Annotated in this window: 26 protein-coding genes; 4 read left to right on the top strand and 22 right to left on the bottom strand. The window is 39.0% G+C overall.

Features of this window, described 5'->3' with window-relative positions; genetic code table 11:
* Nucleotides 1–197: 197 nt before the first annotated feature.
* The 15 genes from ACH0CI_RS06965 to iolE form a co-directional block, all read right to left on the bottom strand.
* Nucleotides 198–1,100: an AraC family transcriptional regulator gene (locus ACH0CI_RS06965; RefSeq protein ID WP_114896152.1), complete on the bottom strand. Its 903-nt coding sequence runs from the start codon at nt 1,098–1,100 to the stop codon at nt 198–200.
* Between the two features lie 119 nt (nt 1,101–1,219).
* Nucleotides 1,220–1,525 carry a hypothetical protein gene (locus ACH0CI_RS06960; protein ID WP_071272452.1) on the bottom strand — a complete coding sequence of 102 codons (306 nt, stop codon included), beginning with the start codon at nt 1,523–1,525 and terminating at the stop codon, nt 1,220–1,222.
* 127 nt (nt 1,526–1,652) lie between these two features.
* Complete coding sequence (locus tag ACH0CI_RS06955; protein ID WP_114896154.1) at nt 1,653–2,702, bottom strand: LacI family DNA-binding transcriptional regulator; 1,050 nt, start codon at nt 2,700–2,702, stop codon at nt 1,653–1,655.
* A gap of 252 nt (nt 2,703–2,954) precedes the next feature.
* A complete protein-coding gene (locus ACH0CI_RS06950; protein WP_057244191.1) occupies nt 2,955–3,836 on the bottom strand; it encodes a sugar phosphate isomerase/epimerase family protein in 882 nt (293 codons plus the stop codon).
* A 102-nt stretch (nt 3,837–3,938) separates the two neighbouring features.
* Nucleotides 3,939–4,976, bottom strand: a complete 1,038-nt coding sequence (gene iolG / locus ACH0CI_RS06945) for a bifunctional inositol 2-dehydrogenase/D-chiro-inositol 1-dehydrogenase (RefSeq protein ID WP_406901116.1) — start codon at nt 4,974–4,976, stop codon at nt 3,939–3,941.
* A gap of 64 nt (nt 4,977–5,040) precedes the next feature.
* A complete protein-coding gene (locus ACH0CI_RS06940; RefSeq protein ID WP_406901115.1) occupies nt 5,041–6,228 on the bottom strand; it encodes an MFS transporter in 1,188 nt (395 codons plus the stop codon).
* A gap of 113 nt (nt 6,229–6,341) precedes the next feature.
* On the bottom strand, nt 6,342–7,799 hold the full coding sequence (locus tag ACH0CI_RS06935) for a CoA-acylating methylmalonate-semialdehyde dehydrogenase (protein WP_088567568.1): 1,458 nt from the start codon (nt 7,797–7,799) through the stop codon (nt 6,342–6,344).
* 24 nt (nt 7,800–7,823) lie between these two features.
* Entirely contained in the window at nt 7,824–8,831 is a 1,008-nt protein-coding gene (gene iolC, locus ACH0CI_RS06930; protein WP_406901114.1) for a 5-dehydro-2-deoxygluconokinase, read from the bottom strand.
* A gap of 15 nt (nt 8,832–8,846) precedes the next feature.
* A complete protein-coding gene (iolB, locus tag ACH0CI_RS06925; RefSeq protein WP_406901113.1) occupies nt 8,847–9,665 on the bottom strand; it encodes a 5-deoxy-glucuronate isomerase in 819 nt (272 codons plus the stop codon).
* A 94-nt stretch (nt 9,666–9,759) separates the two neighbouring features.
* Entirely contained in the window at nt 9,760–11,682 is a 1,923-nt protein-coding gene (gene iolD / locus ACH0CI_RS06920; protein WP_406901112.1) for a 3D-(3,5/4)-trihydroxycyclohexane-1,2-dione acylhydrolase (decyclizing), read from the bottom strand.
* A gap of 593 nt (nt 11,683–12,275) precedes the next feature.
* Nucleotides 12,276–13,031, bottom strand: coding sequence for a DeoR/GlpR family DNA-binding transcription regulator (locus ACH0CI_RS06915; protein ID WP_146274056.1), 756 nt, complete (start codon nt 13,029–13,031; stop codon nt 12,276–12,278).
* A 379-nt stretch (nt 13,032–13,410) separates the two neighbouring features.
* Nucleotides 13,411–14,250 (bottom strand): class II fructose-1,6-bisphosphate aldolase, encoded by an 840-nt coding sequence (fba, locus tag ACH0CI_RS06910; RefSeq protein WP_406901379.1) that lies wholly within the window; start codon nt 14,248–14,250, stop codon nt 13,411–13,413.
* Between the two features lie 46 nt (nt 14,251–14,296).
* Entirely contained in the window at nt 14,297–15,154 is an 858-nt protein-coding gene (gene iolI / locus ACH0CI_RS06905) for a 2-keto-myo-inositol isomerase (RefSeq protein ID WP_406901111.1), read from the bottom strand.
* A gap of 22 nt (nt 15,155–15,176) precedes the next feature.
* Complete coding sequence (locus ACH0CI_RS06900; RefSeq protein WP_025750858.1) at nt 15,177–16,595, bottom strand: sugar porter family MFS transporter; 1,419 nt, start codon at nt 16,593–16,595, stop codon at nt 15,177–15,179.
* A gap of 20 nt (nt 16,596–16,615) precedes the next feature.
* Complete coding sequence (gene iolE / locus ACH0CI_RS06895) at nt 16,616–17,509, bottom strand: myo-inosose-2 dehydratase (protein ID WP_406901110.1); 894 nt, start codon at nt 17,507–17,509, stop codon at nt 16,616–16,618.
* Nucleotides 17,510–18,448: 939 nt separating this feature from the next.
* On the opposite strand from iolE, the gene ACH0CI_RS06890 reads away from it, so the two are divergent.
* A complete protein-coding gene (locus ACH0CI_RS06890; protein WP_310877958.1) occupies nt 18,449–18,709 on the top strand; it encodes an HPr family phosphocarrier protein in 261 nt (86 codons plus the stop codon).
* A gap of 154 nt (nt 18,710–18,863) precedes the next feature.
* A complete protein-coding gene (locus tag ACH0CI_RS06885; protein WP_028414678.1) occupies nt 18,864–19,925 on the top strand; it encodes an NAD(P)-dependent alcohol dehydrogenase in 1,062 nt (353 codons plus the stop codon).
* Nucleotides 19,926–20,003: 78 nt separating this feature from the next.
* Here the strand turns inward: ACH0CI_RS06885 and ACH0CI_RS06880 are convergent, their stop codons facing one another.
* The 3 genes from ACH0CI_RS06880 to ACH0CI_RS06870 all read right to left on the bottom strand — a co-directional run bounded on the left by ACH0CI_RS06880 (nt 20,004) and on the right by ACH0CI_RS06870 (nt 21,197).
* Nucleotides 20,004–20,393, bottom strand: coding sequence for a MerR family transcriptional regulator (locus ACH0CI_RS06880; protein ID WP_025750854.1), 390 nt, complete (start codon nt 20,391–20,393; stop codon nt 20,004–20,006).
* Nucleotides 20,394–20,589: 196 nt separating this feature from the next.
* The gene (locus ACH0CI_RS06875) at nt 20,590–20,766 is read right to left on the bottom strand and encodes an aspartyl-phosphate phosphatase Spo0E family protein (protein WP_223260221.1); all 177 of its coding nucleotides are present in this window, start codon (nt 20,764–20,766) and stop codon (nt 20,590–20,592) included.
* A 242-nt stretch (nt 20,767–21,008) separates the two neighbouring features.
* Nucleotides 21,009–21,197: a hypothetical protein gene (locus tag ACH0CI_RS06870; protein ID WP_028414680.1), complete on the bottom strand. Its 189-nt coding sequence runs from the start codon at nt 21,195–21,197 to the stop codon at nt 21,009–21,011.
* A 275-nt stretch (nt 21,198–21,472) separates the two neighbouring features.
* On the opposite strand from ACH0CI_RS06870, the gene ACH0CI_RS06865 reads away from it, so the two are divergent.
* Nucleotides 21,473–22,000: a cupin domain-containing protein gene (locus ACH0CI_RS06865; RefSeq protein ID WP_335707989.1), complete on the top strand. Its 528-nt coding sequence runs from the start codon at nt 21,473–21,475 to the stop codon at nt 21,998–22,000.
* Between the two features lie 153 nt (nt 22,001–22,153).
* Nucleotides 22,154–22,465, top strand: a complete 312-nt coding sequence (locus ACH0CI_RS06860) for a hypothetical protein (RefSeq protein ID WP_028414682.1) — start codon at nt 22,154–22,156, stop codon at nt 22,463–22,465.
* A 189-nt stretch (nt 22,466–22,654) separates the two neighbouring features.
* Here ACH0CI_RS06860 and ACH0CI_RS06855 read toward each other — a convergent pair whose 3' ends face one another.
* From ACH0CI_RS06855 to ACH0CI_RS06840, 4 genes are all read right to left on the bottom strand, one after another.
* Nucleotides 22,655–23,362, bottom strand: a complete 708-nt coding sequence (locus tag ACH0CI_RS06855) for a hypothetical protein (RefSeq protein ID WP_406901109.1) — start codon at nt 23,360–23,362, stop codon at nt 22,655–22,657.
* 15 nt (nt 23,363–23,377) lie between these two features.
* Nucleotides 23,378–24,535 (bottom strand): Alp7A family actin-like protein, encoded by a 1,158-nt coding sequence (locus ACH0CI_RS06850; protein WP_406901108.1) that lies wholly within the window; start codon nt 24,533–24,535, stop codon nt 23,378–23,380.
* Between the two features lie 339 nt (nt 24,536–24,874).
* On the bottom strand, nt 24,875–25,009 hold the full coding sequence (locus tag ACH0CI_RS06845) for a hypothetical protein (protein ID WP_255256570.1): 135 nt from the start codon (nt 25,007–25,009) through the stop codon (nt 24,875–24,877).
* A gap of 132 nt (nt 25,010–25,141) precedes the next feature.
* Complete coding sequence (locus tag ACH0CI_RS06840; protein WP_335707987.1) at nt 25,142–26,014, bottom strand: STAS domain-containing protein; 873 nt, start codon at nt 26,012–26,014, stop codon at nt 25,142–25,144.
* Nucleotides 26,015–26,109: the final 95 nt, after the last annotated feature.

The raw sequence follows: 26,109 nt of genomic DNA, 5'->3' as shown, positions 1-26,109 counted from the left end.
CTAAAAACAGAGATTGTAAACGCTTTTATTTAACTTTAATAAAGTATAGCTGTTATTATATAATCTTGGATCTTAATCGTCTTTGTTTTAAAAAGACTGCTTTTTATCTTTTGAGGACATGTTTGAATCCTCATTAATTTTATTCCATAAAAATAACTCTCCTTTGCTGGGGACACATGTAAGCAAAGAAGAGTTGACTAATCTTTATATGCAGTTGTTTTTAATTTTGTATATAGAGTACGAAAACGTCCTGGTGAGCTGCGCATCGAAGCAGTAAAAATACGGGTAAAGTAGTGAACGTTTGGAAACCCTGTTTCTTGAGCAATATCGCTAATGGATAAATCTGTTGTTTTGAGCAGTATTGCAGCTCTTTGAATTCTTTCATTTTGTACATATTCCGAGTAGCTGACACCTAATTCAGTTTTAAATAGACGAGACAGATGACGGCCAGATAGATGTAAATGAGTCGCTGTATCCGTAAGTTTAATAGAATTGGCTAGATTATCTTTAATATATAATTTTGCAAGATTAAGGGTTAAAGAAGATGTCTTTTGAACAGCTTTCTGATGATGGGAATTTAAAGGCAAAACAAACGTATTTATAAGCGAAAGAAGAAGAGAATGAGCTAAATTTGTCAGTATTTCTTCAAAAAAGGCATCTTCTCCTTTTGCGGCATGATTCAAAAGAGACTTCCAAATGAACGGAGCAGTTCCATCTTCTTTTATATCTATTACTACTTCAGAACATCGTTTAGCTTCTTCTATTAGTGTGATCCACTTTTCAGTTGATTCTGATTCAATCAGTTCAAACCCTACATACAAAAGAAAAAGGCCATTGTCACTTTTTATATGGTGTAATACCCCGGGCCTTGAAAGGAATATTGTATTTTCTTTTACCGGATAGGTACGCCCGTCGTCTATATAAGTTCCTTGTCCTTCAAGTACGTAACACACCTCAAAGAAAGAATGTTTATGAGGGACATTATCATAGTGCTTGGGCATAACTCCCCAATAATGAACATGAAAAGACATTCCGTTTCCTTGTGTACGATGGACACGTTCATTTAAAGAAATTTTCCCCGCGATAAGATTAGCTGCCACATGCTCCACCTCCTTCTTATCTGAAGGAACCTATAATTTATAAGAAATTTCAGAATTTAAACCCCGTTAAAATATGATCATGATTGATGACGATGACCAACCGTTTTATGTCTGACAGCTTAACTAGTTATCGGAGAAGGTTTTATTTCTTTAATTGTTTTTACGATAAACACAGGGACGGGCAGAAGGCTGAGTTTTCCTAATGAAGTAATGATGCGAATGTACTTCATTTCACCTTCCACATCAATTTCATCTCCGATATTCCAGCATTCCATTGATTTTTGACTAAGAACAGGAAGAATTTTCAGCACATCGCCATCAAAGGAGATGGTATCTTTCACCTCTAAAAAAGACAGGTGATCCATTCTTTTATAGTGATGCTTTGGATATATTCTTTTTTTGAATACCGTTCCCGTAATTCTCACTAAAGCCACCTTCTCTTTTTTATCAGATTATTCCTTCCGCTTTGCTGTAAACAAGAGAAGACAAAAATGATGCTCTCTCTTGTTTACTTCTCAGCAAAAAAACTCATAGCATAGCATTTAAACAGCACTAGTTAATTTTCTTAGCTGGGCCTTCAAGTTGTATAAAATTTTTCACCGTAGATTTACTTCCGCAAGACTCTCTTACGATTAGTTCATCTTTTAATACAAACTTTTTTTGTTCTAACGTTTTTCCGCTCATTAATCCAAGCAGTAATTCCATCGCTTTTTTTCCAATTTCATATTTAGGCTGCTCAATCGTTGTAATATGAGGTTCAATGATATCCGACATTTTTGAGTTATCAAACCCTACTACAGCTATATCTTCAGGCACTTTTAAGCCACTGTCTTTTGCGGCTTTTATCGCTCCAATCGCCATTTCATCGTTAAAGACAAATACGGAAGTTGGGCGTTGTTCTAACGATAATAGTCGAATCATTTGATGATAACCGGACTCTAAGCTAAAATCCCCTTCTTGAATAAAAGCGGAATCCACGGGTAGATCGTGACTAATCATCGCTTGGCGGTACCCTTTTAATCGATCACGGCTTAAGATAACATTCATAGGACCAGTGATATGCGCAATTTTGGTATGCCCAAGGCTGATTAAATGCTCCGTTATTTTTCGCGCGCCGCTAATATTATCAATAGATACGGTAGAAATATCTAAGCCATCAATATATTCGCACGCAAGAACCGTAGGGAACTGTCTGGAGACTTGTTCAATTCTGTCTTTATCCATGCGGGCTGTTAGAAGAATCATGCCATCCGCTTGCTTTTGGAATAATAAATCAACAAATTCTCCTTCTCGCTCAATGTCATTTTCTGTATCTCCTAAAATCACTCGGTAGCCGCTTTTGATGGCCGTATGCTGAATTCCTTTAAGAACTTCAGAAAAAAACGGGTGGGTAATATCAGGAACCACTACTAAAATGGTTTTTGTTTCTTTTTTTCTGAACTGTCTTGCGATGATATGGGGCTGATAATTTAATTCTTCAATGGCTTTTAAAACTTTTTCCTGCGTTTCTTTGCTTACTAGGTGGGGCTGACTAAGAACTCGCGAGACAGTAGCTGGAGCTACATTAGCTAGTTTGGCCACATCACTCATTTTAACTGACATACGTTCACTCACCTTTATCTGTAGTAATTAACATTTTATAATAAAAAGTTCTATCCGTTTTGCATCTATCTTTATTATACATTACTAGCATAATAAAGCCTCTCTTTATCATCATGATGGGGGCCGAATAGAACAATTAAGGCTATTTTAAACTAGCTATGCCCACAAGTTCTGATCTTCTTTCAAGCATAAACCATGAAAAGTGATGCAAAACATATCTTTTTATGCTTCGCATCACTTCAGTAGATCACGTTAAATGTTTAGACCTTCTTTAATCTTTAATCCTTCTGTAATTGACTTTAACGTTACTTCGTTTGACCATTCTGGTCGATCAGGGTAGGCAAATACAGAGTTTGTTACGATGCCGTCAAATTTAATTTCTCTTAATTTGCGATACAGTGCGTCAAAATCGATTTCTCCTTCACCAGGATTTAAATGCTGGTGAATCGTTACCTTTGCATCAGGCGGGTTTACAATATAGCGAAGTCCAAACGCTGCTTTATGGTTCAGCGTATCGGCAATCAGAACGTGTGCAAGCAAATCACCTGCTTCATCAATATGCTTTGCTACATCGCCAATGCCATCATCATAAAAGAAAGCGTGAGGAACAGAATAAACTAATTTAATCCAGTCTTTGTCCAGCGCACGAATCATTGCAATAGCTTCTGTGTTTAACTCGATAAAATCATTTGGATGCGATTGGAGATTAAGCTTAATTCCTTCTTTTTCAAAAATCGGCATCAGCTCTTCCATCGATTTAACAAAAGCCGCTTCGCTTTCAACAGGTCGGCTTTTGTCGCCGCTGAATTCACTGTTCATTAAATCTACTTCCAGCTCAGAAGTAATTTCAATTGTACGCTTCCAGTTCCTTACTGCCGCTTCGCGCTCCTGCTCATTTGGTGAAGACCACTGCTGCACCGGAAGTACAGAAGAAATTTTCACCCCAGCATCGGCACAGTATCTTTTTAAGTCTTTTATACGCTGTTTATCAACTTTTGGGTATTCATAAAACCAAATAAAATCTTTGCGCGGAGATAACTCTACGTATTCATAACCTAATCTTGCAACTGTATCAATCGTATCTTTTAAACTTGTATTATCACGGTAATGTGACGGATCATATGCTAAACGCAATTTAAAGCTCCCCTTTCTTTTATGCACACTAGACGTGCCCATCCCCCAGTATTTTAATGTGATCCATGAGTAAGCTGTTTCATAAACAGAACGTTCCTACGCTTACATTTTGCCTGCTGCGGTTAACGTTTTATGATAGAAATTAGGACGCTCGCCTAACGAAATTGGAACAATATTTCCTAATTTTTTTGCTTCTAAGCAAGCATCTGAAGTAACGGCCGCAACATAACCGTCCCAAGCAGTTGGTCCATTTACTTCGCCTTTAAGCGTTGAATCAATCCAGTCTTGCAGCTCTGTATCGTAAGAGTCAATGAATCGATCTTTCCAATCTACTAAAATCTCAGTAGATTTTTTTGCTTCACTGCGTAACACGACGCTTGAAGGCTCAGGTAAATTAGCGATTCCTGTTTCTCCTACTACTTGACATTGAATATCATAGCCGTACTGGCAGTTTACAAAAACCTCAGCATCAATTCGAACGCCTTGCTTTGTTTCAAGTAGCACCATGATTGGATCTTGCAAATGTTCAAGCGCCTTGCTCGTTTTTCGCGGTGCCACAATTTGAACAGATACATAATCGTCATTTAATAACCAGCGCAAAACGTCAATTTCATGGATGAACGTATCAACGATTGACATATCGCCTGTATATGTATCAGGTACCGTAGGATTTCTGTGTGCGCAGTGAACCATTAATGCTTCACCAATTTGCCCGCTTTCAATCACTTTCTTTAAAGCGCGATACCCTGTGTCATAGCGGCGCATATAGCCAACTTGCACCAACGGCTTGCCGTGTGTAATTTCAGCGTCAACGATTCTTTTGCAGCCTTCTGCCGTTGTAGCAAGCGGCTTTTCGCAAAATACAGGTTTTCCGGCTTGAATGGCTGCTAGCACAAATTCCTCATGCGTTGGTCCCCAAGAAGTAACAACAACTGCATCTACATCTTCTGATTTAATTAACTCATGTCCATCATCGTAAATAACGGCATCCAAGCTTTGATTTTTTACCACAGCTTTTGCTTGTTCTTGGTTTACATCCGTAACCGCAACGATTTTTCCGCCTGATAACGTATTTGTAATTCTTCTAATATGATCTTGTCCGATTGCTCCTGTTCCAATAACACCAATTTTTAACACCATAATCTATGGCCTCCTTTAATATGTGAGCTTTAAAAATAGAAATAGATGCTTGCTTCCATACGTTTTATTTTGCTTTAAAAACTTTATATGACGCTTCTTTCTTATCCCATGCCGCTGCAAAAGCAGTAGCGGTTAACCCTAAGGCTGCTGCAAAAAAGAAGCATGTTTTAAGTCCCATCCAAGAATTTAATATTCCTGCAGCAAAAGGACCTCCGAATATCCCTAACGCATACAGCGCTTGGTAGCCTCCCATCGCCGTAGCTCTTTTTTCTGCACCTATTTTTTCAATAGACATTCCTAACATAAGGGGAAATACTAATCCTAATGAAAACCCGTTCAAACTTTGAATGACACAAAGCAACAGTTTATTTTCTGTCATAGGAATCATACATGTAAAGAATGCAGCCAGAAAAAAGGCGGCCTTCAAGATGCTCCATTTTCCAAAGCGCCAAACAAATAGCTTTTCCATAATAAGAGGAGCAGCTGCATGAGGGATCATAAAGGAAAAGACAATCAAACTCAGCTCGCTCTCTTTAAATCCTGCGCTTAATGCGTACGCAGGAGTAAAACCAAACATGGTCGTGAAAATAATGCTGTGTGCTAGAATAGACAGCAGCGAAATTTTTAATAGCGACGGCTCTTTTATTACGCTCATTAATTCTTTAAGCTTTATAGGCGATCTCTTTACGTTCTCTTTGGGCTCGTAAATGAAAAGAGAAAGAATAGTGCCTATTACACTCAAGATTGTTCCTATCCAAAACGGAGCATGCCATCCCCACTCACTTACAATGTAACCGCTTAAACTCATACCCAAAAGCTGAGCCAAAACTACTATAAACGAAATGATATTCATAGCACGAGTCGTTTTTTCACGTTCAAAGTAGCTTGAATATAAAATCGTAAAGGCAACCCATGTTGCCGCTGCCAACCCAGCCAAGCAGCGTGATATAAACACCCCTATTAAGCTATCGGTCAACGAAAATAGCAGGCAGCTTGACATGCTGGCTATCATACCAAAGATAACAAAAGGTTTTCTCATTTTCACAAAGTCTGAAAAGATCCCGAGCGGAAGGCGACATAATAGCTGCATGAGTCCATAGCTGCTTAACACTAAACCAATAAAGGCATACTTGCCTCCTAGCCCTTCCATATAAGGAGACAAAATAGGTACGTAAATAAACTGCGAGAACCAAAAGATAAATGAAACGGCTGCAAAAAGATACTTATCTTTGACGGTACTTATAGCACTCAACTAATCACTTCCATTTTGTTACTGCGAAAAAAACGACTTTTATTTTTTTATACGATTGTACTACGGGGTACTAGCAAATGTCGCTAGTATCCCATAGTACGATAAGTGAATTCTTAGTAGCGTGCCGTAACCATTTTCTTTCTTGTGTAAAACTCTACGCCGTCCGTGCCGTTGGCATGAAGATCGCCGTAGAAAGAGTCTTTCCAGCCTGAGAATGGGAAGAACGCCATAGGTGCGGGCACCCCTACGTTCACTCCTAGCATGCCTGACTCAATATTTTCACGGAATTCACGTACGCTTGCGCCGCTGTCTGTATAGATGCAAGCTCCGTTTGCGAATCGGGAGTTATTGGCAACATCAATGGCTTCTTCTAACGTTTTTACACGCACGATAGAAAGCACCGGTGCAAAGATTTCGTCTTGCCAGATTTTCATTTCTTGTGTAACGTTATCAAAAATAGTGGGTCCCACAAAATAGCCGTTCTCTTTTACCGCATGATCTTCACGGCCGTCACGAACTAAGCGAGCTCCTTCTTCTACGCCAGATTCAATATAGCTAAGCGTACGTTCTTTATGGTTTTCACGAATCACTGGCCCTAAGAAAACATCTTTTTCTAATCCGTTTCCAATGACGATGTTGTTTGACTCTTGAACAAGTCGTGAAATTAATTCATCTGCCACTCCTTCTTGCACCGTTACGACAGATGCTGCCATACAGCGTTCACCTGCTGAACCGAAAGCAGCTCCGATAATTTGTTTTGTTGCTACGTTTAAATCTGCATCGTTTAATACGATTGAGTGGTTTTTAGCACCCGCTAATGCTTGAACACGCTTTAAGTTTTCTGTGCCTTTTTTATACACATATTCAGCTACTGGCTGTGAACCTACAAACGAAATTGCTTTCACTAATTTATGTTCAAGAAGGCCATTTACCACATCATGCGCGCCGTTTACAATGTTTAATACGCCTTTTGGCAATCCAGCTTCTTCAAATAATTCTACTAATCTTGCTGCTAAAAGCGGCGTGCGCTCAGACGGCTTTAATACAAATGTATTACCGCAAGCAATTGCCAGAGGGAACATCCAGCAAGGAACCATCATCGGGAAGTTGAACGGCGTGATCCCGCCAATAACACCAATTGGATAACGATACATGCCAGACTCAATGCCCGTTGCAATATCAGGAAGCTGTTTACCCATCATTAACGTAGGAGCACCGGCTGCGAATTCTACGCATTCAATTCCGCGCTGTACTTCTCCGCGCGCTTCATTAAAGCTTTTTCCGTTTTCAAGTGTCACAAGTTTCGCTAACTCGTCCCAGTTATCTACTAATAGCTGCTGATATTTAAATAGAATACGCGCACGTTTTGGCACCGCAGTTTTTGCCCATCCTTTGAAGGCTTCATTCGCAGCTTGTACCGCTTGATCTACATCTGCTTTTGTGGAAAGAGGAACCTCTGCAATGACTTCACCCGTTGCAGGATTATAAACTGGTTCTGTCAGACTTGTAGATGAATCCACCCATTCGCCGCCAATATAGTTTTTTACTGTTTTTACTGTTGTTTGTGTCATGTTCATTCTCCTCTCAATTTTTGATTATGCTTGCTGCAGTACTTCTTCAGCTGTTTCCATAAACTGCTTAATTTTTTCTACCGTTGGCATTGCATCTGAAGAACTGTGTTTTGATATAACGATGGAAGCAGAAGCACCGCCAAATCTCATCGCTTCAGGAATTGTAAACCCTTGCATTAACCCGTAGATAAAAGCAGATGCGTAGGAGTCGCCAGCTCCAAATGTTTTAAGCACTTTTGTTTTAAAGATGCCTCCTCGATGAGACTGGCCGTCTTTTGTATAAGCAATTGAGCCTTCCCCTCCGTGCTTGATGACAACAATCTTAGCGTGATGAGAAAACCATCGTTCAGCTGTAACTTGGTCATTTGATTCTTCATAATTTAAAAGCTTTTCCATCATATCGAATTCTTCTCGCGTACCGATAATCACGTCTGATTTTTCTGCGGCTAAATTATAGTAGACGGCAGTCTCAGCTTCTGATTCCCACGTATACGGGCGGTAGTCGACATCAAAGAATACAACTACGCTATGTTTTCTCGCATATTCAAGAGCAAGAAACACGGCTTCTCTTGAAGGACTTTTAGCAAGAGCAGTTCCAGAGATAAGCAGCGCTTTTGATTGCTTAATATACTCTTCAGAAACTTCTGTTGGATGGAGCTTTAAGTCTGCCACATTATCACGGTACATCAGGATGCTGCACTCTTCAGGACTTTTAATTTCAGTAAAGGCCAGCCCCGTTACGGCTCCTGTTTGATCAACTACAATGCCTTCTGTGTTAATGTTATTTTGGTTTAAATATCTAGTGCTGAAGCGGCCCATTTGATCGTTTGACACTTTTCCAATAAAGCCTGTCTTCATTCCAAGCCTAGAAAGACCAATAGCGATATTAGCAGGAGATCCTCCTACGTATTTTGTAAACGTCATCGTTTCTTCCATCGGGCGATTAAATTCATTTGCATTTAAGTCGATGCAAAGCCTTCCTACTGCAAGAAGGTCAAATCGCTTTTGTGAATCAAATGTTAAATAACTCATACTCACGTCGTCTCCTTACTTTAATGCTAATTTTTCTTCCATAATCCATTCATGATCTTTGCTATTATTAAATTTCCATGTTCGAACAGGACCAGCCATGACGTTTAAATAATAAACTTCATAACCTGGAGGCGCAGATACCGGGTGATAGCCTTTAGGAACTAAGACTGCATCTCCATCTTTAATGACCATTGTTTCATCTAGAGATTGATCGTCCGTATATACTCGTTGAATCGCAAATCCATGTCCTGGATTGACTTTATGGTAATACGTTTCCTCTAAATACGATTCATGCGGCAAGTTGTCTTGATCGTGCTTATGAGGAGGATAGCTTGACCAGTTTCCTTCCGGCGTAAACACTTCCACTACCAGCAGACTATCGGCCGGCTTTTGTTCTGGAAGAATGTTATGGACTTGTCTCGCGATATTTCCTGCTCCGCGATGCTCTACGCCCACATCCTGCGGTGCAATTAAACGAGCAGGGTATGTACCTTTTCCAGGCGCTGCGCATACCGCAATTTCCAAGTCGGTTACAGCTTCTACTTCATAGTAATCATCATTCGATACATATATGGAGTACGGAGGGATTTTTTCAAAGATATTCATTCGCTGTCCGATGTTTTCCCATTTTTCTTCTTTCGTAGAAGCGTTGGACTTACCGGTCAAGATTACAATACAAACCTCTTGATTTTCCGTGTTCTTTTTAAGTGTTTGACCTTTTTTTAATGAGTAAACTTCAAAGCCAATGTACTCCCATCCCGCAGATTGTGGGGTGATGCTTAGTACGTTTCTATCACTGTCAGCTGTTCTTGTCGGTACGATTAAATCAGCCATTCTTTTCCACACCTTTCTATTTCTTGTTTTTTAACGGTTTATGCTAGGGACACTCTTTAATCAAGCAAACTGGATATTCTAGCTTTTTAAAAGATTAATATTTTCTTGCTTTTTGCAACTGGCTTTCTTTGCCTTCAAACGCCGTTTGAACATCTGAGCTTTCAGATACGGCTGCTACTCCTACATGCCACCAAGAATCGTAGCCGTCCGTCATTGTTTTTGGAAGAACTTTAATGTCAATCAGTGTACTAACACTTTGTTTTTTTGAATCTTCAATGGCATATTCAAGCTCTTCCATTGTATACACTTCGTATGTTTTGGCACCGTACGCAGCTGCAGATTGAGCAAAGTTGATGCGCATAATATCTCCATCAAGCTGCCCCGTTCGCAGGTTACGAACGCGGAACTCTGTGCCGAAGCTTTCAATTCCATTATCCATCTGCAAGTTGTTGATGCAGCCAAAGCCGGAATTATCAAAAAGAACAATATTTATTTTAACTCCTTCTTGAATGCTCGTTACCAGCTCACTATGAAGCATTAAGTAGCTTCCGTCTCCTACCATCGCATACACTTCTTTATCCGGCTCAGCCATCTTAGCGCCCAAAGCAGATGCAATTTCATAGCCCATACATGAATATCCGTATTCAAGGTGATACGTATTACGTTCATTTGAGATCCACATGCGCTGAAGGTCACCCGGGAGGCTTCCCGCTGCACATGTAATAATAGAATCAGGTGCAATTAGTTCATTTACTTTACCAAGCACAGTCGTTTGGACAAGTTCGGTGCTTAGGCTATCTTTATACTCCGACAGGCTGTGATCAAAATGCCCTTTAATTTCTGGAATAAATTCTTCGCCTGTGTATGCTATATTTTTTAGACGAGTCAGCTCTTGATTCCACTCTGATTTGGCTTCTTCAATTTCAGTTTCATAGCCTGATTTATAGCCTTCTAATGCAGACGAAAGAGCTTTAAGACCCACTTTGGCATCCGCGACAATTTTAGTAGCCTCCAATTTTGATGCGTGAAATTCAGAAATGTTAATGGTTAATACATCCGTCTCAGCGTAAAACAGCTTTGAAGAAGTCGTAAAATCTGTAAAACGTGTACCGACGCCAATAATTAAATCCGCTGATTGCGCTATTTTATTAGCAGCGCTGTTACCCGTTACGCCAACTCCTCCTAGATTTAAAGGATGATTGCTTTCAAGCCCGCTTTTTCCAGCTTGTGTTTCACTAAATGGAATATGAAACTTTTCAGCAAATGCAGCAAATGCATCCGCAGCCTCTGAATAACGAACGCCGCCGCCAAAAATAAGAAGAGGCTTTTTCTTTGATTTAATCAGCTTCACTGCATTTCTGATACTTTCTTGCGAAGGCTCGCGGCGTTCAATAAGATGGGTACGCTCGCGGAAGAAGCTTTCTGGAAAATCCCACGCTTCCCCTTGTACATCCTGCGGCAGCGCGATTGTAACGGCTCCTGTATCTGCCGGATCTATTAATACACGCATCGCATTGATCATAGCCGACATCAGCTGTTCTGGACGGCTGACTCGATCCCAGTACTTGCTGACGGACCGGAAAGCATCATTTGTAGAAAGAGATAAATCGTGCGTTTGTTCAATTTGTTGAAGTACCGGGTCCGGCTGGCGTGTTGCAAACACATCGCTTGGCAAAAGCAGCACCGGAATATTGTTTGCAGTAGCTGTCGCAGCCGATGTAACCATATTCGCTGAACCTGGGCCAACGGAAGAAGAGCAGGCCATGATTTGCTTTCGATGTTTTTGTTTTGCAAAAGCTACTGCAGCATGAGCCATCCCCTGCTCGTTTCTGCCTTGATACACTTCAAGCTCGCCTGGGTTTTCTTGCAGCGCTTGCCCGATCCCCACCACATTTCCATGTCCAAAAATGGTGAATACTCCTTTGATGAAACGCTCTTTTTTCCCATCAAACTCTACATATTGCTGATTTAGAAATTTTACTAAAGCTTGACTAGTTGTTAACCTTATCGTTTTCATATACCTTCCTACCTTATCTTCTGAAATTAATCACCATCAGATTGATTTTTCTACCCTTTTTTCACATTTTTAAATGAAATCGATTTCATTTGGTGTAATAAATGAGTTTCTATCCTTTTACTTCCTAGCTCTTTCCTTTGTTTCAGCTGCTATTTAGCGATGAGACAAATACTTTCATCCCCTGCACTTTTTAACGCTTAAAGATGGAGAAAAGCTCGAAAATTCATCATAAATTCCACTTTTAAATGAAATCGATTTCATTTGGTGTTAAAAAAATATTTTTCAAGCTCCATCCTTAACTTTCCTATCATTTTTCCATACTCTGTCTTACCTGTAAAACCAATTTTATTATACATGTAGCTTCGTTTAATGAAATCGATTTCATCTGATTTTAAAAGCGCTTTCTTATCTATGAACCTAGTTTATAATATTCAGTTTACTTTGTAAATACTTTTTTAAAAATTTTGTTAGTTTATCTTTTTCTTCACATCGCGCTCCTCTAGAGAGCGATGTGAAGAAAAAAGATAAGGCATACTTCTTTTGTATGCCTACTGGCTCTAAGTCTAAGCATATGTATAATCACTCAAAAACACTTATTCTTCCGCGAGGATAAGTGTAATCTCATTTTCTTTTGCATAGTGCTGATAGCTGACGTCCACTTTATCTGTAATTAAATAATCCACTTCATGCAATTGACAATACGTAATCATTGCATACTTATCGAATTTCGTATGATCTGCTAATAAAAACACTTTTGTACTTCTTTTTATGACCGTTTCTTTGATTTCACTTTCAACGGGCGATGAATTGGTAACGCCATTTGATATGGAAATACCCGTAGAAGCCATAAATACTTTATCAAAGTTGTAATTCTTTACGGGATTGGCATGGTTAAAGCTTGAAAATGATTGAGTTTCACGTTCAAGATAGCCGCCTGTAGAAATTACTTTTAACGCATCAAAAGGCAAGGCTTTTACTATAACATCTAAACTATTGGTAACAATCGTGATCGATTTGTCTTTTAGAAGTTCAATCATTTCTAACGTAGTGGTTCCTGAATCAATAAAGATCACGTCTCCGTCTTCTACATACTGAGCTGCCGTTTTGGCAATCAAACGCTTTTGAAACTGATTTCTTGTTTGTCTTTCATTAAATGATTCAAGCTTCACATGGTTAACAGCTACGCCGCCATATACTTTTTTTATATGCCCTTCATCCACTAACTTTTGAACGTCGCGTCGAATCGTGTTTTTGGAGACTTCAAACACTGAAACCAAATCATCTAATGAGACAGATTCATGTTCAAAAACATACTCTTGAATTTGTTGAATTCGCTTCGTTTTTAACATTTCTACCTCCCCCGTTTACCTTTCTTTTCGCTTTTTTGTTACTTACTATTATAACCTTTACAAAAGGCATTTTCTAGAAGTGTAACTGTTAAAACAAAGAGAGACTGAGACATGACTACATCAATTCCAGCTAAAAGCAAACAAGTTAGATACATAAGCTAGTAGGGATCGTTTGTTACACCGCTGTTGATTTCCATGCAAGACTTCGCATTCCGCAGGAGTCTTCGCCTTGCCCTCCAATCATCAGCTAGAAGCAACTCAATGGATTAAAACCCTACCAAAGAAAAAATCCGAACGAGCTGGATTTTCTATCAAGAATCTCCATTCATCGTTCGGATCTTGCTTCAACTGTAATGCTTTTATTCCAGCCTCTTTTTTATTAAGCTTTATGACTTGTATGAAACTCTCTCATTTTCTCTTTTACAGTCGCCATCACCGCTTTTTTTCCCGGTGTAAGAATGGTTCGGGGATCATACACGTCACTGTCCCTTTCCAACGTTTGACGAACCGCACGCGTCCAGGCCTGAAGGCACTCGGTGTTCACATTAATTTTCGCGTGTCCAAGAGCGATTGCTTTTTGAATTTGATAGTTTGGTATACCGGAACCGCCGTGTAAAACCAGCGGCACATCTGTTAAATCAGCTATTTCTTTCATTTCATCAAAACCCAGCTGCGGTTCGCCTTGGTACTGTCCGTGAACTGAACCTAAAGCAGCCGCTAAAGCATCGACTCCCGTTTCTTTTACAAGACGCAGACATTCAGCGGGATCAGCGTACACGATGTTGCCAACAAGTCCGTCTTCCATCCCTCCGACTGTTCCAACTTCGGCTTCAACGGAGACATACTGAGCAGCAGCATAGTCTACTACTTGCTTAGTCATGGAAATATTTTTATCAATTGGATAATGAGAACCGTCAAACATGACCGAGCTAAATCCAGCGTCGATAGCTTTTTTGCATCTTTCTACGCTCATACCATGGTCTAAGTGAAGGGCAACTGGAACGGTAATGTTCATTTTCTCTAACAACCCTTCGATCATTCCTACAATGGTTTTAAATCCTCCTAAATAGTCCACAAGCCTGTCTGAAACAGCTGCAATGACAGGCGCTTTTTCCTCTTCGGCAGCTTGTAAAATAGCCTGTGCCCACTGCAGGCTGTTAATATTATACTGACCAACCGCATAGTTTCCTTTTTTAGCTGCTTGAAGCATATCTTTCATTGATACTAGTTTTGAAGATACTAACGTCACCGACTGACACTCCTTATCATGAATATGATTTTGTTGTTTGAAAGCTGTAGTATTCCGAGATAGCCTTAACGGTTGTCTCTTTAGCCGTCTTAATTGCTTCCTCCGCGCTTAATTGATAATATTCAGGCCGGAATAGCTCTACAGATACCGCGTCATTATAGCCTTTTTCTTTTAATGTTGAGAAAATAGCGTCTAAATCCATCGCTCCTAGACCTGGCCATACTCGGTCTTCATCTGTTAAGAAGCCAATCGGAAAATCTTCCGTGTCATCAATATGAACGATAAATATTTTGGAAACATCCGCTTGTTTTAAGTCTTCTAACTTTGAGCCCATCGCATGGAAGTGGAAGCAGTCAAGTACTAAGCCTACGTTATCGCGGTTTACAGCTTGAACAATATCATAAGCTTGACCAAACGTATTAACCGTACACTGAGGATGACCTACAAACTCAACGGCGATTTTAACTCCGTAAGGTTCAGCCAATTCCGATAATTCATTCAGCACTTGTACGCAGCTATTTTTAATCTCTGCTTTTACGATTTTTTGTTCTGTTACTAAAGGAACGGCTACGATATACTGAGCGCCTATCTTTTGAGCGTTTTCCAGCATGCCCTTAAACTCTTCTATCACTTCCTGGTATTCTTCTTCACTGCGATTATTAAAGAAAACTAAAGCGTTCAGCGCTAGCGGTTTAATATGATTTGTATTAAAAAACTGCGCTAAATCATCCATTGAGTGACTTTCTAAATACTCAGGGAGTTTATCCATTGTGCGAATTTCGATATAATCATATCCGTGCTTGTTGCAATATTCAAGGTCCTTTACAAGATTTGAATTTTCTAATGTTGTTGCTTCGTTAAAACATAGTTTCATAATGATTCTCTCCATTCTTTACTTAAATAATTTTATTGTCATTTATGACGTCAGCGTCTTCGTTATCATAGCTGCGGAACCTTTGCTCCAGTTCTTCAAGCGTGAGCCCTTTTGTTTCCGGTAAAAACTTTTTAACAAATAAAATCGCTCCGATTCCGAGTACAACAAAAACAAAAAACGTAGTGGATAAGCCAATGCTGGATAGTAAAACGGGAAACGTTAACCCTACAAGGAAGTTAATTCCCCACAGACAAAATACGGTAACCCCCATCCCTAAGCCTCTTAATCGTAAAGGGAAAATTTCTGAAAGCATTAGCCACGTTACCGGAGATATAGCTCCTTGCTGAAATGCGAGGAACGTGATCGTTAGGGCTAATACGATATATGGAAGTGCCGCGGACCCTTCAAATACAAGAGAAAATATACCAATCAGCAGCAGGGCAGTAGTCGTTCCTACCAATCCCGTTATGAGCATTGGTCTGCGTCCAACTTTACCTAGCAGCCAAATCCCTACAAACGTGGCTAAAACGGAGATGACTCCATTTCCGATATTTCCAATAAGAGCAGCTTCTGTTTGAAAACCTGCGTCTTTTAAAATTTCAGTGCCGTAATACATGATAGAGTTTACGCCGGTAATTTGCTGTACGACAGCAATTCCAATACCAAGGAAAACGACTCTTCGAACCCACGGAGTTGTTAAGTCTTTAAACGTTGCTTTTTCCATTTTTGCTTCTTGCTCGTAAGCGCTCTCAATCTCCTGCAGCTCTGATTTGGCTCTTTTACTTTCTCGTATCTTTTGAAGAACCGTTAGCGCTTCGTTATTTTTCCCTTTTGACACAAGCCAGCGCGGACTTTCTGGTACTCTAAGCATGCCAAAGAATAAAAAGACAGCTGGAATAGCAGCGATTGGCAGCATATATCGCCAAACGTGAGGGTTTTCTCCTAGCATATTTCCTATAATCGCGTTAAACGTAAAGGCAAGAAGTTGACCAGTAACAATCATAAGTTCATTTTGAGTTACCATTTTCCCCCGGCTTTCAGCTGGTGACATTTCTGCTAAATATGTCGGTACGGTAACAGATGCTCCCCCTACAGCAAGTCCTAATAGAAAACGGCAAAGAATCATAACGGCTGCGTTTGGCGAAATTGTACATCCAATTGTGGAAACAAAAAATAGAATGGCAAGATACAGAATCGTTTTACGACGCCCGTTATAATCTGCTAGCCTGCCGCCTACTACCGCACCAAACGCAGCACCAAATAACAGAGCGCTCGTTACAAGACCTTGAGTAAAAGAGTTGAGATTCAATTGATCAGATTCAGACATATAAGGCAGGGCCCCGTTAATAACTCCTGTATCATATCCAAAAAGCAGTCCACCAAACGTAGAAACTAAAATGATCGTACGTAAAAATGAATGTTGATTTCCCTGTTTACCCATGCTAATTCCCCCGTCTTATTTTAAGAATGAATAACTAACTTTTCGTTAATGTACTTTCGGGCCATTAAAGCATATTCCAATGGATGTGCAATAGAAGGGTCCTGTTCCGCCTCCACTACAATCCATCCTTTGTAATTGTAATCAACTAACGCTTTATACACGTTTGTAAAATCTACACACCCATCACCCGGCACGGTAAACATACCGGCTAGAAACGACTGTAAAAATGACTTTCCTTCTTTTTTGCACTGCTCCAGCACGTTTCTTCTTGCATCTTTAAAATGAACGTGTTTAATACGATCTATATGTTTATGTAATAGCTCCATATAGTCTCCGTCAGAAACATAAATATGTCCCGTATCATATAAAAGATGAACATGATTTGCATCCGTTCCTTCCATTAACCGATCAATTTCAGCTAATGTTTGTACGCCTGTCCCCATATGATGATGATAGACAAGACGTAAACCGTATTCTGTCACAATTTTTCCCAGCTCATTTAATCCTGCACATAAAGCTTCCCATTCTTGATCACTGAAATAAGGCTTTTCAGCAAAAACGTTTCTTTCAATTCCTTGAACACTGTAAGTTTGCTCAGATACGACCGCCACATCAGCATGAACATCCTGCAGATACTGACAATGTTTGTGAAATAAACTTGACGTTTCCTCTATGCCATCACGAATGATAAAACTGCTAAACCATTGACCTGCAATTCTTAAATTTCGAAGCTCAAGCTCTTTGTTTAATATGCTGGGTTCAGGAAAAAAACCCCCAACTTCCGTTCCTTGAAAGCCCGCTACGACGATGTCGCTTAACAGATGCTGCAATGTGTTTTCTGCACCAATTTCAGGAATATCATCATTTCTCCAGCCGATTGGAGCAATTCCCCACAGAATATTTTCGTTTCCCATTTTGATTCCTCTTTTCCCCTTATTGTGTAATGCTGCCTCACTAGCAATAGATAGTGATAAAACTTACCAATCCTATAACTCTAAAAATGAAATCGATTTCATTTGTAGATAAAAAAACTCTTTTGTTATGTGTTGGTTAAATATTGGTTAAGTTTGAATTAATATTAATATTAAAAACGCTTTCAGTCAATAATAAAATTTCAGAATTTTTTATACACGGTAACTGCCTAAATGCTTATTCCTTCTAAAAATGCTAGTTATAAAAGATATCATATCTAGTTATATAACCACACAAAAAAGCTTTGTCTACTGTTATTTCAACAATAGACAAAGCTTTTTTGTGCAAATTTATATTTCTTATTTTAATAGTATGATTATTTAGTATGAATTTATGGAATAGATTATAAAAAAATGACCTTCACATTCTTATAATCAGTTTCCTTTTACTTTTATAATTGCTTCTCCGTAGCTTGTCATTGACGTTTTAAATTCAGTTATGAACTTCTCTACTTTTGAAATAGATTTTTTCATCTCATCGTCCCCTTTGCCTCTTATATAGCTCTATTATCAACAATTGTCTGCTGTTTGACAAAGTCAGTGGAAACGGAAACATTCCGCATGAAAACGTACACATATCTGTTAAAAGAGGCATATCTTCTCATTTGCTTAGTATTTCATCATTTTTCTTTCTTTTTTAGAATCTTTTCTTACGTGTTTTGCCCATCCAACAAAAGGATCTATGAGAACTTTACTTTAAAAGCTCCATTATGCTTCGTTCACATTCCCTCATACTAACAGTAGGATCAGTATATGCAATAACAGTAGGCTTACCTTTTCTTCCCTTTCCTCTTTTCATCCAACTCCCCCCCTTGCCTTAAAGTATACTTTAACGTTTAAGCTAGTTTTATAGTTTTTAAACTACAAAAAAGGGGAAACACTATGCTAATTAAAAGAATGACGGTGCAGCTTTCCGGTGGACTTCTAGCGAGACATACAGCTTTGTTTGTACGCCAAGCGTGTTCGTTTCAAAGTGATATTTTTCTTGCGAAAGACGGAAAATGTGTAAGTGGAAAAAGCATCATGAAGGTAATGGCTTTGGCTGTTAAGAAAGGAGATGAAATAACACTGCTGACAAATGGAGTTGATGAACAAGCTGCCGCTTGCACCCTTGAAGAATTTCTTTTAACTAAACAAAGATAGAAAGCTGCCATGCTATTCCTTCCTTTCCTTTTTTCATAAAATCATAGAAAGAAATTTTTTTCAAAAAGGTCTTGCTTTAAAGTCGACTTTAACGTTTAAGCTAGTATTGTAGTTTTTAAATACATCAAATGGCGAAAGGATTGTGTTTTTACTTATGTGTAATAATCATCAACATACAACAACATCACGTGTTTTAAGTGCGCCGCACGCAAAGGCAAAATTCGAGAACACGACAATTGAACGCAGAGAACTGCGAGCAGACGACGTTTTAATTGATATTAAGTTTAGCGGTATTTGCCACTCTGATATTCATAGTGCATTTGATGAGTGGGGCGGCGGGATGTTCCCGATGGTTCCTGGTCACGAAATCGCGGGAGTAGTTGAAGCGGTTGGCGAAAACGTAACAAAATACAAGGTTGGCGATCGCGTAGGCGTTGGATGTTTCGTTGACTCGTGCGGAGAGTGCGAGTACTGTGTGAACGGTGACGAGCAATACTGTACAAAAGGCGTTGTTCAAACGTATAATTCATTAGATTACGACGGAAACCGTACATACGGCGGCTACAGCCAAAAAATCGTCGTAAAAGAAGGATTCGTTGTTCGTATTCCTGATAATTTAAGTATGGATGCAGCAAGTCCTCTTCTATGTGCAGGGATTACAACATTTTCTCCGTTAAAGCACTGGAATGCTGGTCCTGGCAAAAAAGTGGCGATCGTGGGAATGGGCGGCCTTGGACATGTAGCGATTCAATTTGCACATGCAATGGGTGCTGAAGTGACGGTATTGAGCCGTTCTAACAATAAAAAAGAAGAAGCACTAAGCTTTGGTGCAGATCATTATTTTGCAACAAGTGATGAAGCGACATTTACTGAATTAGCTGGTCGTTTTGACCTTATCTTAAACACGGTATCGGCTAACCTGAACGTAGATCAATACTTATCATTACTTCGCGTAGATGGAACGCTTGTTAACGTGGGCGCACCTGCTAACCCAGATCAATACAGCGTATTCTCCCTTATCATGGGACGTCGCAGCATTGCGGGTTCACTTGTAGGCGGCATTCGTGAAACACAAGAAATGCTTGATTTTGCGGCTGAACACGGCGTTGCTCCTATGATTGAAGTCATTGATGCAAATCAAGTAGACGAAGCGTACGAGCGCGTTCTTCGCAGCGACGTTCGCTATCGATTTGTTATTGACATTTCTACACTGTAAGTTTAGAGAAAAGCGGGCAGCTAATTGGATTAGCTGCCCGCTTTTTATTTCTTTATAAAATAAAAAACAAACGGTAAATTAGGCTTTAGATGAAAGCTCTTCCTGATACTTTTGCTCTAATTTATCATAGTAGTCGATTTTCGTTTCCACTTTTCTAAAAGCTGCGTCCAGCTCCCTTTGTTTTTCCATCATTTTCTCTCTATGCTTTTCAAATATCTGCTTGCGCAAACCGATTGTATCATCACCTTCTTGTGTTAATTCAACAATTTTACGTAATTCTAAAAGAGCGATATCCGTTTTTCGTAAGCAAATAATAAATTCCAGCCACTCGATATCGGACTCGCTAAAAATACGATTTCCATTTTCATCTCTTTTTATAAAAGGTAAAAGCCCTTGCTGCTCGTAGTATCGAAGCGTATGCGTAGGCAGCCCTACCTTCGCCGCAGCCTCTTTAATATGATATTCCATTCCACTATACCCTCCATCGCCATTCTTAGTACGGCGTTTGCTTTATGTATCTCTGCTTCCCTCTTCACGGGTGCTTTCAACTCATCTTCTAGGTTTCTACTATACGATATATATAATCAAAAAAGTAAACGTTAAGGCAACTTATAAAGAGCTGCCGTGAAGTCAGCAGCTCTTTTCATTTTTATATAAAATACGATTAATCTGCGGCCATCACTTTACTTAGTTCATTTAATAAATAATCAAGGGTTTGACTGATTCGAACTGTATTACGACTTGTAAGACCTTCTGTAAGTCCCAACATAACCATGTGCTCTCTTGCTGTTTCGATTTCTGTCATTAAGACTTGCATGACAACTCCTTTATACCACTTCACAGCTCATCACCCCTTTTTACTATACATATATCTCATATGCGGCAATCTTAAACCTATCATACAGGTTTTTGGGGGTGAATAGCGAGTTTTAGACCTTCAACAGCTGTATTTTTTATGGAGTAAATATACTAATATACTTATTGAAATAGAAAGTATCACTCCACTTACTACTAGAAGTGAAGAAAAGGCCCCCTAAATGGAGGTCTTTTCTTATTTCTTATAAAGCAGTCTAATACAAAGCCTTAGCCTTTAAAATATTCTCGGTAATACGAACCTTTCTCACACTCTATCTCATAGCGCAGCCTCGTTTGCTTCCTGTAAAGCTCTTCGGACAGCTCATTAAATTCACCTTCTGTGATAGATCCATGAATTAAATTGTTGAATAAATTATTAAGATGTTCAGTTAATTCTTGAAGTTTTTTTTCTTTCAATGAACGTCACCCTTTAAAATAATTTTCATCTTCTAAAATTATATCAAATAAAACGTTTTCATACGATATATTTTTTACTGAATTATCGTATTAAAGTGATGAAAGTATTTTTTCACCACCGAAAAACAATCAAAGAGCTCAGAGAAATCATTAATTACATGATTTGGGCAAAAAATAAGTGGATAAAGACCGCGGACAAAAAGGCAAATGGTATCAACCGTTTTGACAAAAGCATAGGATGAAAAGAAAAATGAAACGAGAAAAGGAGAATGAGTATGCACTATGCACCTTATTATCATCAGTGGCAGACCCCAGTGTACTACGGCTGGCAGCCATATAGTTATTATGTGCCGAACCACTATCACACCAACGAACAGTTTCAGCAAAGAAACGGTAAATTAAAGGACTATGGACAAAGACCATTTGTGATTAACATTAATGAAGCGTCAAAGCAAAATAATACGTACCGCACTGCTTTATGGACGGGAACACATTTACAAGTAACGTTAATGAGTCTAAAGCCGGGTGAAGATATCGGCTTAGAAATCCACCCTAACGTTGATCAATTCCTGCGTATTGAACAAGGGCAAGGCGTTGTTCAAATGGGCAAAAGTAAAAACAACCTAACCTTTAAACGAAAAGTCTACGATGATGATGCGATATTTATCCCTGCCGGAACATGGCATGATGTCACCAATATCGGTACCGCCCCGCTAAAACTTTATTCCATCTACGCTCCTCCAAACCATCCATTCGGTACGGTTCATGTGACAAAAGCAAATGCTTTAGCTGAAGAACATTGACTAACATAAGCCCGCTAGAAAATCGGTGTACTACCTTTTCTAGCGGGCTTTTTTTAAACTTGCTATACATAAAGGATTTTATAGCCAAAGAAAGAATTATAGAATAAACGAACCTTTTTAAACAGCTTAAAATAACTGAAAGGCAAACGGGCGATGAAATTATTTTATAAAATTCCTAAATCAAACGTAAATCCTTCCCTTAAACTAGCAAGAAAAGTTCTATATATATCGGTAGAAGCAGTCATTATGACCATGCTTGTAATTAAATCTTTTACTGTGGCTTATGAAAACGACATAAATTTAATTCTCAGGCAGCTAAATGAACTAAAAGCTTCGATTGGCGGATTTGGCATAAACGAAGCTCTATTTTGGTTTATGATAAAATGCAGTATTTGTACCATCGTTACATTTGATATTTGCTTATATTTTCAAAAAAAGCTAAAAAGAAACCAAAAAGATTTATGATGTATACGCTAAAGCTTTTACACACATGAAACCTACACTCAGCATACCAATAAAAAACCGAACAAGTTGGATTCACAATCAAGAATCAAACTCGTTCGGGTCTTCCTTTAGCAAAAATACTTTTGCCCCAGCTCCATTTTTAATAGAAAAATAATAAAAGTAGAGGCATATCACGCCTCTACTTTCTGTTTAGAAATCTACATCGATATCTTCTTGAATGGTTCCGGTCACTTTTTCACTTTTAATTAATTGACCTTCTTTAAACTTTTCTTCTTCCTCATTCCTAACGGCTTTCAGCTGCTTATAGGAAGGAGCTGACGCTGAGCCAAGCTCTTTTTTAAGCAAATGAATTTCGCCTAACAGCTCCGTTCTCAATGAATGAACTAATGATTGAAACTCTTCTTCCCGGCTGTCTTTCTGCCCGTTTTGTTCCACAAGCTTCGCTACATAATCTTGAAGTTCGTTTGCCTGCTTGGCCTCATATTCCTCACGATTTGCAGCAAAACGTGAATTCATTTCTTGTTTTAGCAAGTCAATTTCGCCCAACAGCTCTTTTCGAAGTGAATGAACGAGCGTCTCGACTTCATTTTCTTTGCTCTTTTTTTGCAAGTCTTGCTGTATCAGTCCCACTATATAGTCCTGCAGCTCGTTTGTCTGCTGTTTTTCTTTCAGAAATGAAGACACGTCTGACGGAATGTCAGCAGTTTCGATTGTAAAATTCGCACGTTCATCTCTATTACTTACGGTCTTCTCCCTTGCTCCCATCATATCTGCTGATAGATGACCAGCTGTCAGAAACGCATTTGATAGTAAGTAAAATGGCGCAGCCACCTGGGAGCTTAGCTGACCGTACCAATCGTCTAATGCTTCCTTAAGGCGAGTGTTTTGATGACTCATATATGCTCCCCCTTCTTAAGCATGAACCGCTGCGTTTGTTTCATGTCTGCTTAAAATTTCAAGACCGTATAAATTTAATTTGCGTGTCTCTGGCAAGAAAAGATGATTTTCTTCTCTGATTTCTTCCCCGTACATGTTATCAATCTGCTCTGCAATAAACTGTTGAAGGATAGGAGCCAGTCCTCCAATATAAATATATTTATAGACTTTATCTTTTGGCGATGGAAATAGATTTTCAACTTTTGTTAATAAAATTTGCGTGTATTCTCTAAGCGAAGCGTGAATAGGCTCCGTGAGATCTACTTTTTTCCCGCTGTTGCCGTCTCTTTGCTCCATTTTTGCTTTATGGATATTGGCAATAATAAATTCTTCTAATGAACGAACATCATCAAAATACTCAAGCAGCTTTTCATTTCTTAGCTTTTCAATATGCTTCAAATATGAAATATCCGTAAGACACTTCAATGAATTTCTGCTTTTAGGAGCTTGAAGTCCTGCAGGAAGCAGTGCCAGGTCAACCGTGCCTCCGCCCAAGTCTACAATTAGCGTTTCAAAATGTTTGAATGCATTTGCTTCTTCTCTGTCTTGTAATTCAAAATCTTTTTTTATCGCCCAGCGAGCCACTTCGCTTTCAATACGGCATTTGCTCGTTTCAATGTTCACAGTGAGCGTTTTTTCTAATCCAGGAGTCAACACTGTAACCGTATGCTCTCCTTGAAAACGTTCGGCCATCTTCTGCTGCATTTCACTGAATTTATTTGTTTTCTTAAGCAGCCAAATCGGAAGCATAGTCGAGAAATAATTAATCGTCACATGATTATCTTCTTTGTCTTTTCCTTTAAGTATGTTGTAATAAGCAACTGAAGCTAAAAACATCACATAAGGAATATAAGATTCGGTTTTATTATGTAACTTATTAATATGGATATTGCCTAGCACGTGTTTCTCTGCTGCGTCTCCTACTAAATAATACTTTTCTGCTCCTTCGATTGTGGTAGAAATCAGTAAATTTTGAAGAAGTAATTCCGGTTCATTTACACTTGAAGGAAAATGACCTTCTGCCTGATCTTTTGTGATTTCTACTACGTTTGTAGGAATTTCATAGTAATAACCATCCACTAGCGTTTGAAAAATTGAGTTACCAAAATCAACGTTTTGACGTTTGATATCCATCCTTGTTTCTCCCCTTTATCTTTTCGTGACAACACTAATAAGTATATATTTCCCTCATTTGTTTGTCTAAGTATTTAAATAATTTATGTTATTCTAAATTGACAATTAATTAATTTTAGACGATTACTGTAATTGAAAAGCACTTGAAATGCTTCTTTTTACCAGTACCCCTTTTTACAAAGAATGTAACATGTGACGCTGTGACTTCCCCCTTAAATTTGCCGCAATATAAGCCTTTCTTTTATTTTTTAGAGACACGAGAAAACAAAGAGGTGGAAACATAATTAAATCAACCCAATCGAAAGACGAACAAATGAGATAAATGAGTTGGAATGCTTTTTACACCGCTGGTGATTTCCGTGCAGGACTTCGCTTTCCGCGGGCGGCCGGTGAGCCTCCTCGTCGCTTATGCTCCTGCGGGGTCTCACCTGTTCCGCTTTTCCCGCAGGAGTCTTCGTCTTGCCCTCCAATCACCAGCTAGAAGCAGCTACATACATGAAACCTACGTTCACCATAACAACAAAAAAACCCGAACCATCAATCAAATTAATGGTTCGGGTTTGACTTCAACTAACATACTTTGTCTAAGCCTCTTACTTTTTTTATTTATTGAAAAGGCCATTTGTTTGGTTTTCTTTGCGGATTTTCTGGCAGTTTACTAAAGCCTATTTCTTCAAGACCTTTTTCTAACGTCGCTCTTGTTTTGATTGTTCCAAAATCCACGCCTAAATCCACAACGGTTTGCGCGATTTCCGGACGTATTCCGGTAATCATCGTTTTAGTGCCGATAAGCTGTAAAGCTTTTACAATTTGAAAAATATTGTCCGCTACCATCGTATCGACGATAAGAACACCTGAAATATCAAATATTAAATAACTCAGCTGCAGCTGAGCGCTTTTTTCTAAAGCCGTTTCCATAATAAGCTGCGAACGATGCGTATCAATTTGTCCAACGATTGGCATCACAGCGATTCCTTCAGAAAGAGGAACGATGGGAACTGATAATTCTTCTAGCGCTGCATAAGCGCGTTTTATGGTCTCCGTATTATGTTCTTCATAGATTTCGACAAATATATGATTAAGCTGATCAAGCATCGGATCAATTTTTTTACTTACATCAAGCATCGTAATAGGAGCAAACTGCTTCTGCTGCAGCTCTTCTGTAAAAACACCCCATATCACTGTTCGAAACAGCGCAAGTGATTTTAACGTTTGACTCAAAGAAAGTCCGTTTTCCACAGCCACTTTTCCTATATCTGTACCCCACTGAACGATTTTCTTTAAAACGACCGAGCGCTCCTCGAATAACGACTCGCCTAAATACTCAATGAGTTCTGCTCTCCATTTTAAAACTTCGCTTTCTTCATGGTAAACCAGCTTCCGCTTGTATTCAGAGTCCATCAGATCAGAAAATTGTATCGCTAATTCCTGCTTATTGTCGATAATTTTCTTCCCTATATATAACAACTCATCCCTCATTTTTTTCTTTATCTCCTTTAGTTAGCAGAATTAACGATTACATTTTATAACAATAGTTATATCACATACAATATAAAAATATAACCGAAATAAAA

This window comes from Priestia sp. 179-F W1.4 NHS, assembly GCF_045369295.1.
Lineage (GTDB): Bacteria > Bacillota > Bacilli > Bacillales > Bacillaceae_H > Priestia > Priestia zanthoxyli.
This window is presented reverse-complemented; position numbering and strand designations above follow the sequence as displayed.

Coding starts and splice junctions, on each gene's coding strand:
- ACH0CI_RS06955 (WP_114896154.1), bottom strand. CDS start 2,702: ATGTCAGTTAAAATGAGTGATGTGGCCAAACTAGCTAATGTAGCTCCA.
- iolG (WP_406901116.1), bottom strand. CDS start 4,976: ATGGTGTTAAAAATTGGTGTTATTGGAACAGGAGCAATCGGACAAGAT.
- ACH0CI_RS06935 (WP_088567568.1), bottom strand. CDS start 7,799: ATGACACAAACAACAGTAAAAACAGTAAAAAACTATATTGGCGGCGAA.
- iolC (WP_406901114.1), bottom strand. CDS start 8,831: ATGAGTTATTTAACATTTGATTCACAAAAGCGATTTGACCTTCTTGCA.
- iolB (WP_406901113.1), bottom strand. CDS start 9,665: ATGGCTGATTTAATCGTACCGACAAGAACAGCTGACAGTGATAGAAAC.
- iolD (WP_406901112.1), bottom strand. CDS start 11,682: ATGAAAACGATAAGGTTAACAACTAGTCAAGCTTTAGTAAAATTTCTA.
- ACH0CI_RS06915 (WP_146274056.1), bottom strand. CDS start 13,031: ATGTTAAAAACGAAGCGAATTCAACAAATTCAAGAGTATGTTTTTGAA.
- fba (WP_406901379.1), bottom strand. CDS start 14,250: ATGAAAGATATGCTTCAAGCAGCTAAAAAAGGAAACTATGCGGTTGGT.
- iolI (WP_406901111.1), bottom strand. CDS start 15,154: ATGAAACTATGTTTTAACGAAGCAACAACATTAGAAAATTCAAATCTT.
- ACH0CI_RS06900 (WP_025750858.1), bottom strand. CDS start 16,595: ATGGGTAAACAGGGAAATCAACATTCATTTTTACGTACGATCATTTTA.
- iolE (WP_406901110.1), bottom strand. CDS start 17,509: ATGGGAAACGAAAATATTCTGTGGGGAATTGCTCCAATCGGCTGGAGA.
- ACH0CI_RS06890 (WP_310877958.1), top strand. CDS start 18,449: ATGCTAATTAAAAGAATGACGGTGCAGCTTTCCGGTGGACTTCTAGCG.
- ACH0CI_RS06885 (WP_028414678.1), top strand. CDS start 18,864: ATGTGTAATAATCATCAACATACAACAACATCACGTGTTTTAAGTGCG.
- ACH0CI_RS06880 (WP_025750854.1), bottom strand. CDS start 20,393: ATGGAATATCATATTAAAGAGGCTGCGGCGAAGGTAGGGCTGCCTACG.
- ACH0CI_RS06865 (WP_335707989.1), top strand. CDS start 21,473: ATGCACTATGCACCTTATTATCATCAGTGGCAGACCCCAGTGTACTAC.
- ACH0CI_RS06860 (WP_028414682.1), top strand. CDS start 22,154: ATGAAATTATTTTATAAAATTCCTAAATCAAACGTAAATCCTTCCCTT.
- ACH0CI_RS06855 (WP_406901109.1), bottom strand. CDS start 23,362: ATGAGTCATCAAAACACTCGCCTTAAGGAAGCATTAGACGATTGGTAC.
- ACH0CI_RS06850 (WP_406901108.1), bottom strand. CDS start 24,535: ATGGATATCAAACGTCAAAACGTTGATTTTGGTAACTCAATTTTTCAA.
- ACH0CI_RS06840 (WP_335707987.1), bottom strand. CDS start 26,014: ATGAGGGATGAGTTGTTATATATAGGGAAGAAAATTATCGACAATAAG.